Source organism: Acidovorax sp. KPB24-03 (assembly GCF_057546605.1).
The window spans coordinates 1-4,639 of the sequence record NZ_BAAJYR010000277.1 but is presented as its reverse complement, the minus strand read 5'-3'; the positions used below and the strand labels follow the sequence as shown (position 1 = coordinate 4,639).

The 4,639-nt window shown below is 69.3% G+C and carries 4 protein-coding genes and 1 pseudogene; 3 read left to right on the top strand and 2 right to left on the bottom strand.

Annotated features, from left to right (window positions below):
• On the bottom strand, nucleotides 1-1,136 hold a 1,136-nt coding region (locus tag AC27KI_RS19065; RefSeq protein WP_487115283.1), incomplete at its 3' end, for an MCP four helix bundle domain-containing protein.
• Nucleotides 1,137-1,370: 234 nt separating this feature from the next.
• On the opposite strand from AC27KI_RS19065, the gene AC27KI_RS19060 reads away from it, so the two are divergent.
• The gene (locus tag AC27KI_RS19060) at nucleotides 1,371-2,699 is read left to right on the top strand and encodes a sulfatase family protein (RefSeq protein ID WP_487115281.1); all 1,329 of its coding nucleotides are present in this window, start codon (nucleotides 1,371-1,373) and stop codon (nucleotides 2,697-2,699) included.
• 7 nt (nucleotides 2,700-2,706) lie between these two features.
• A pseudogene (locus tag AC27KI_RS19055) lies at nucleotides 2,707-3,566 on the top strand (creatininase family protein).
• A 14-nt stretch (nucleotides 3,567-3,580) separates the two neighbouring features.
• Here AC27KI_RS19055 and AC27KI_RS19050 read toward each other — a convergent pair.
• Nucleotides 3,581-3,973 carry a carboxymuconolactone decarboxylase family protein gene (locus AC27KI_RS19050; protein ID WP_272566867.1) on the bottom strand — a complete coding sequence of 131 codons (393 nt, stop codon included), beginning with the start codon at nucleotides 3,971-3,973 and terminating at the stop codon, nucleotides 3,581-3,583.
• A gap of 155 nt (nucleotides 3,974-4,128) precedes the next feature.
• Here AC27KI_RS19050 and AC27KI_RS19045 point away from each other — a divergent pair.
• Nucleotides 4,129-4,639 (top strand): LysR family transcriptional regulator (locus tag AC27KI_RS19045; protein WP_487115279.1); only part of this gene is annotated, 511 nt, incomplete at its 3' end.

Here is a 4,639-nt window from a genome sequence, read left to right as displayed (position 1 = left end):
GCCAGGATGTTGGTCTGGAACGCGATGGAGTCGATCACGCCGATGATGTCGCTGATGCGGCGCGAGCTGGCGGTGATGTCTTCCATGGTGCGCACCACATTGCCCACCACCTCGCCGCCCTTGGAGGCGGTGGCGCTGGCCGAGCTCGCCAGTTGCGAGGCGGTGCGCACGGTGTCGGCGTTCTGCTTGACGGTGGAGGTCATCTCTTCCATTGATGCCGCCGTCTGCTGCAGGTTGGAGGCCTGCTCTTCGGTGCGCTGGCTCAGGTCGGCGTTGCCGGTGGCGATCTGCCCGGCGCCGGTCGCGATGGATTCGCTGCTTTCGCGCACCTGGCTCACGATCCCGCTCAGGCTGGTGCGCATGGCGTTCATGGCCGCCAGCACGCTGTGGGTGTCGCCCTGGCGCAGTTGCACGCCGACCGCCAGATTGCCGTTGGCCACCTGCTGCGCGACCTCGGAGGCATAGGCCGGCTCGCCGCCCAGCTGCCCCTTGATCTGCCGGGTGATGGCCCAGGCCACCATGGCGCCTGCGGCGGCCGCGAGGGCTGCCAGCGCGAGCATCAGCGTGCCTGCGGCGACCGCGGCCTTTTCGGACTCGTCGGCCGTGCGCACGGTGGCGGCCTTCTGGTAGTCGACCAGGTCGTCCAGCGCCTTGAAATAAGCGGCTTGCACAGGGCGCACCGGGCCGAGCAACTGCTCGCGTGCCTGATCGTTCTGGTTGGCCAGGCCCAGGTCGACGGCCTTGTTCAGGGCCTCCACATAGGCCGGCCGCGCCTGCCCGATCTGGGCAACCAGGGCTTTTGCCTCGGGACTGGTCATGCGCTGGTTCAGTTGGCTGAGCAGTTCTGCATTGCGTGCCTGGGCCTTGTCGATGCGGCGTTTTTCATCGGCCATCTGCGGAATGTCTTCCAGCAGCGCGATGTTGCGTGCGGCCCGGGCCACCGTGTTGATGCCGTCCTTCATCTCCTGCAGCACCAGCAGGTTGGCGATGCGCTCATGCGACAGCAGCTTGATGTTGCCGCCGATGTGATCGAGTTGTACCCGTCCGAAGGCGGCCACCAGGAAGCCGATGGCGATCACGAGAGCAAAACCCGAGCCCAGCAAGGTGCCCAGTTTCATGCGTTGGAAGAAGTTCATGGATGCAGCCTTTTCGCTAGAGTCGAATGCCGATTTGGCCGGCGGGATGGGTGTGTGTCAATGTGTAATTTTTAATCCTCTGATGTAATCGATCTGTAGGACACAAACCAGCCTGCCGGTGCGCGGATGGCGAGCGGACGGGCGTTCAGGTGCCGGGCAGGCGGCGACAATCGAGGGCCCCTTGCTGGTTTGCGCCGTCCCACTTCGCGCCAATCCCCTTACTGCGACCGGTCCATGACGTCCTCCCGCCCCAATCTGATCTTCATCCTTGCCGACGACCTGGGCTATGCCGACCTGGGCTGCACCGGCGCCCGCGATGCCTACAGCGTGCCCGTGGATGTCTCGCCGCGCCTGGACGCGCTGGCGGCCGAGGGCCTGCGCTGCACGCGGGGCTATTCCAATTCGGCCGTGTGCTCCCCCACGCGGTTCGCACTGGCCACGGGGCGCTGGCAGTACCGCCTGCGCGGCGCGGCCGAGGAGCCGCTGGCCAGCGTGCACGGCGACAAGGTGCTGGGCCTGCCACCCGGCCACCCCACGCTGCCTTCGCTGCTGCGCGATGCGGGCTACGCCACCGCCCTGGTGGGCAAGTGGCACCTGGGCTACCCGCCGCACTTCGGCCCGCGCATGTCCGGCTACGACACGTTCTACGGCTTCCATGCCGGCGGCTCGGACTACTTCGCGCATTGCGACCCGCGCGGCCGCCCGGACTTCTGGGTCAACGAAACCGAGCACACCGAAGACGGCTACCTCACCGACCTGCTCAGCCGCCGGGCGGTGGACTTCGTGCGCGATCAGTCGGCGGACCGCCCCTTTCTGCTGAGCCTGCACTACAGCGCGCCCCACTGGCCCTGGCTCACGCGGGACGACCGTGCCGAATCGCAGCGGCTCGCCGGCTTCGGCAAGCACATCGACGGCGGCAGCCTGGAAACCTACCAGCGCATGGTCCACCACATGGACGAAGGCATCGGCTGGGTGCTGGATGCGCTGCAGGAAAAGGGCCTGGCCGAAAACACCCTGATCGTCTTCACCAGCGACAACGGCGGCGAGCGCTATTCCAACAACTGGCCGTTCGTGGGCCAGAAGATGGACCTGCTGGAGGGCGGCATCCGCGTGCCGCTGCTGGCGCGCTGGCCCGCCCGCATCGCTCCGGGCCGCGTGAGCGACACGCCCAGCCTCACCATGGACTGGACCGCCACCTTCCTCGACGCGGCCGGCGTGGCGGCCCACCCCGACTACCCGCTGGACGGCACCAGCCTGCTGCCGCTGTTCGACGACCCCGCGTGGAACCCGGAGCGCGACCTGTGCTGGCGCATGAAGCACCGCGAGCAGCGCGCGCTGGTGCGCGGCCGCCACAAGTACCTGCAGGTGGACGGCGTGGAATACCTGTTCGACGTGGTGGCCGATCCGCGCGAGCGCGCCAACCTGCGCGATCGCGAGCCCGTGCGCCTGGCCGAGTTGCGCGCCGCGTGGCAGGCGTGGGATGCAGCGCTTCCCGCGATCCCGCCGGAGGCCAAGGTCTCACTCGTGTTCACCCGCAACGAATTGCCGCAGGCCACCTTCTGAACCACCCATGACCTCACCCCGCACCGCTCCCCCGGCCCCGCCTTCCCGCTTCTGGGCCGAATGGTCCGCCCGCGATTTCGCGCAGGCGCAGGCCTCGGGCCGGGCGGCGCAAACCGTCGCGGTGCTCCCCGTGGCGGCCATCGAGCAGCATGGCCCCCACCTGCCGCTCAGCGTGGACGCGGCCCTGCTGCAGGGCGTGATCGATGCCGCGCTGCCGCAACTGCCGGCCGAGGTGCCGGCGCTGTTCCTGCCGCCGCAGAACGTGGGCCTGAGCACCGAGCACACGGCCTATGCCGGCACCCTCACGCTCAAGCCCGCCACCCTCATCGCGCTGTGGACGGAGCTGGGCGAATGCGTGGCCGCGCGGGCGTGAAGAAACTGCTGCTGCTCAACGGCCACGGCGGCCAGGTGAGCGTGATGGACATCGTGGCGCGCGAGCTGCGCCAGCACTGCGGCCTGCTGGTGTACAGCGCCAGCTGGTTCAGCCTGCCGCTGCCCGAGGCCGTGAGCGCGCAATTCAGCGCCGAGGAGCACCGCTTCGGCATCCACGGCGGCGAGATCGAGACGTCGATGATGCTGCACCTCGCCCCCGGCACCGTGCACATGGCGCAGGCGCAGCACTGGCGCTCCACCTCGCAGGACCGGGCGGAGCGCTACGCCCTCCTGGGCAATGGCAAGAGCGCCAAGATGGGCTGGGCCATGCAGGATTACCACCCGGCCGGCGCGGTGGGCAATGCCGCGGGCGCCACGGCCGAAAAAGGCCGGGCGGTGGTGCAGGCCGCGGCAGCGGCGCTGGTGCGGTTGCTGGGCGAGCTGCACGCGCTGCCGCTCGATACCGTGGTGGACCGGCCCGGGGGCGGGGACTGACGAAGCGCTGGCGATCACGCCAGCGGCAGTGCGATGCCCGATTCCGCGAACACCTCGCGCACGACGGACAGCCCGTTGAGCGCGGCCGGAAAGCCCGCGTACACCGCCATCTGCATCACCACCTCTACGATTTCCTGGGGCTGGCAGCCCACGTGCAGCGCGGCGTGCACATGCACCTTCAACTGCGGCAGCGCATGGCCGAGGGCGCATAGCGCCGCCACGGTGGCCAGCTCGCGCTCGCGCAGGCCCAGCCCTTCGCGGGCATAGATGTCGCCGAAGGGAAACTCCAGCAGGTAGCGCGCGAAGTCCGGAAACGACTGGGCCAGCGCTTCGACCACCGCCAGGCCGGCAGGGCCGTCCACGGCGGCCAGCATGCGCCGGCCCCGTTCGTAGCGCCCGGCGCTCATCGGGCGCCGCTCTGGCGCTGCTGCGCGCAGTTCTGGCGGGCGCAAAAATCAGGGAGATAACGGGTCATGGCGGTTCTCGAAAAGTGGATGGAAGCCGCCACTCTAGGGAGGGTCGTTCAGCCAGGGAATGACTCGATTCGTGATACCTTTTTGGTATGCCAAACCTTCTCGATTCCCGCTCCCTCGCGCTTTTTCTGGCGGTGGCGGATGCCCTCAGCTTCCGGCAGGCCGCCGAAACCCTGCACCTGTCCCAGCCGCCGCTGAGCCGGGCCATCCGCGAGCTGGAGGAGCGGCTGGGAACGCGGCTCTTCGACCGCACCACCCAGGGCGTGGCGCTCACCGAGGCCGGGCGCCGGCTGCTGCCCTACGCGCGCCGCGTCGGCCAGTTGCTGCGCTATGCGCAAGCGGCGGTAGCGGCCCAGGGCATGCCGGCCACGCTGCGCCTGGGCCTGACGAGCGCGGTCGAGCCGGCCTGGTTCCGCGGTCTGGCGCAGCGGGTGCAGGCGGCGCAGTCGGGCACCACGGTGTCGGTGGTGTCCGATGCCTCGCCGAAGCTGGTGCGGCAACTGGGCGCTGGCAAACTGGATGCCGCCTTCGTCGCGCTGCCGACGCAGGCCCCCGGGCTCGACGTGCAGGAACTGGATCGCCTGCCCATGGTCGTAGCGA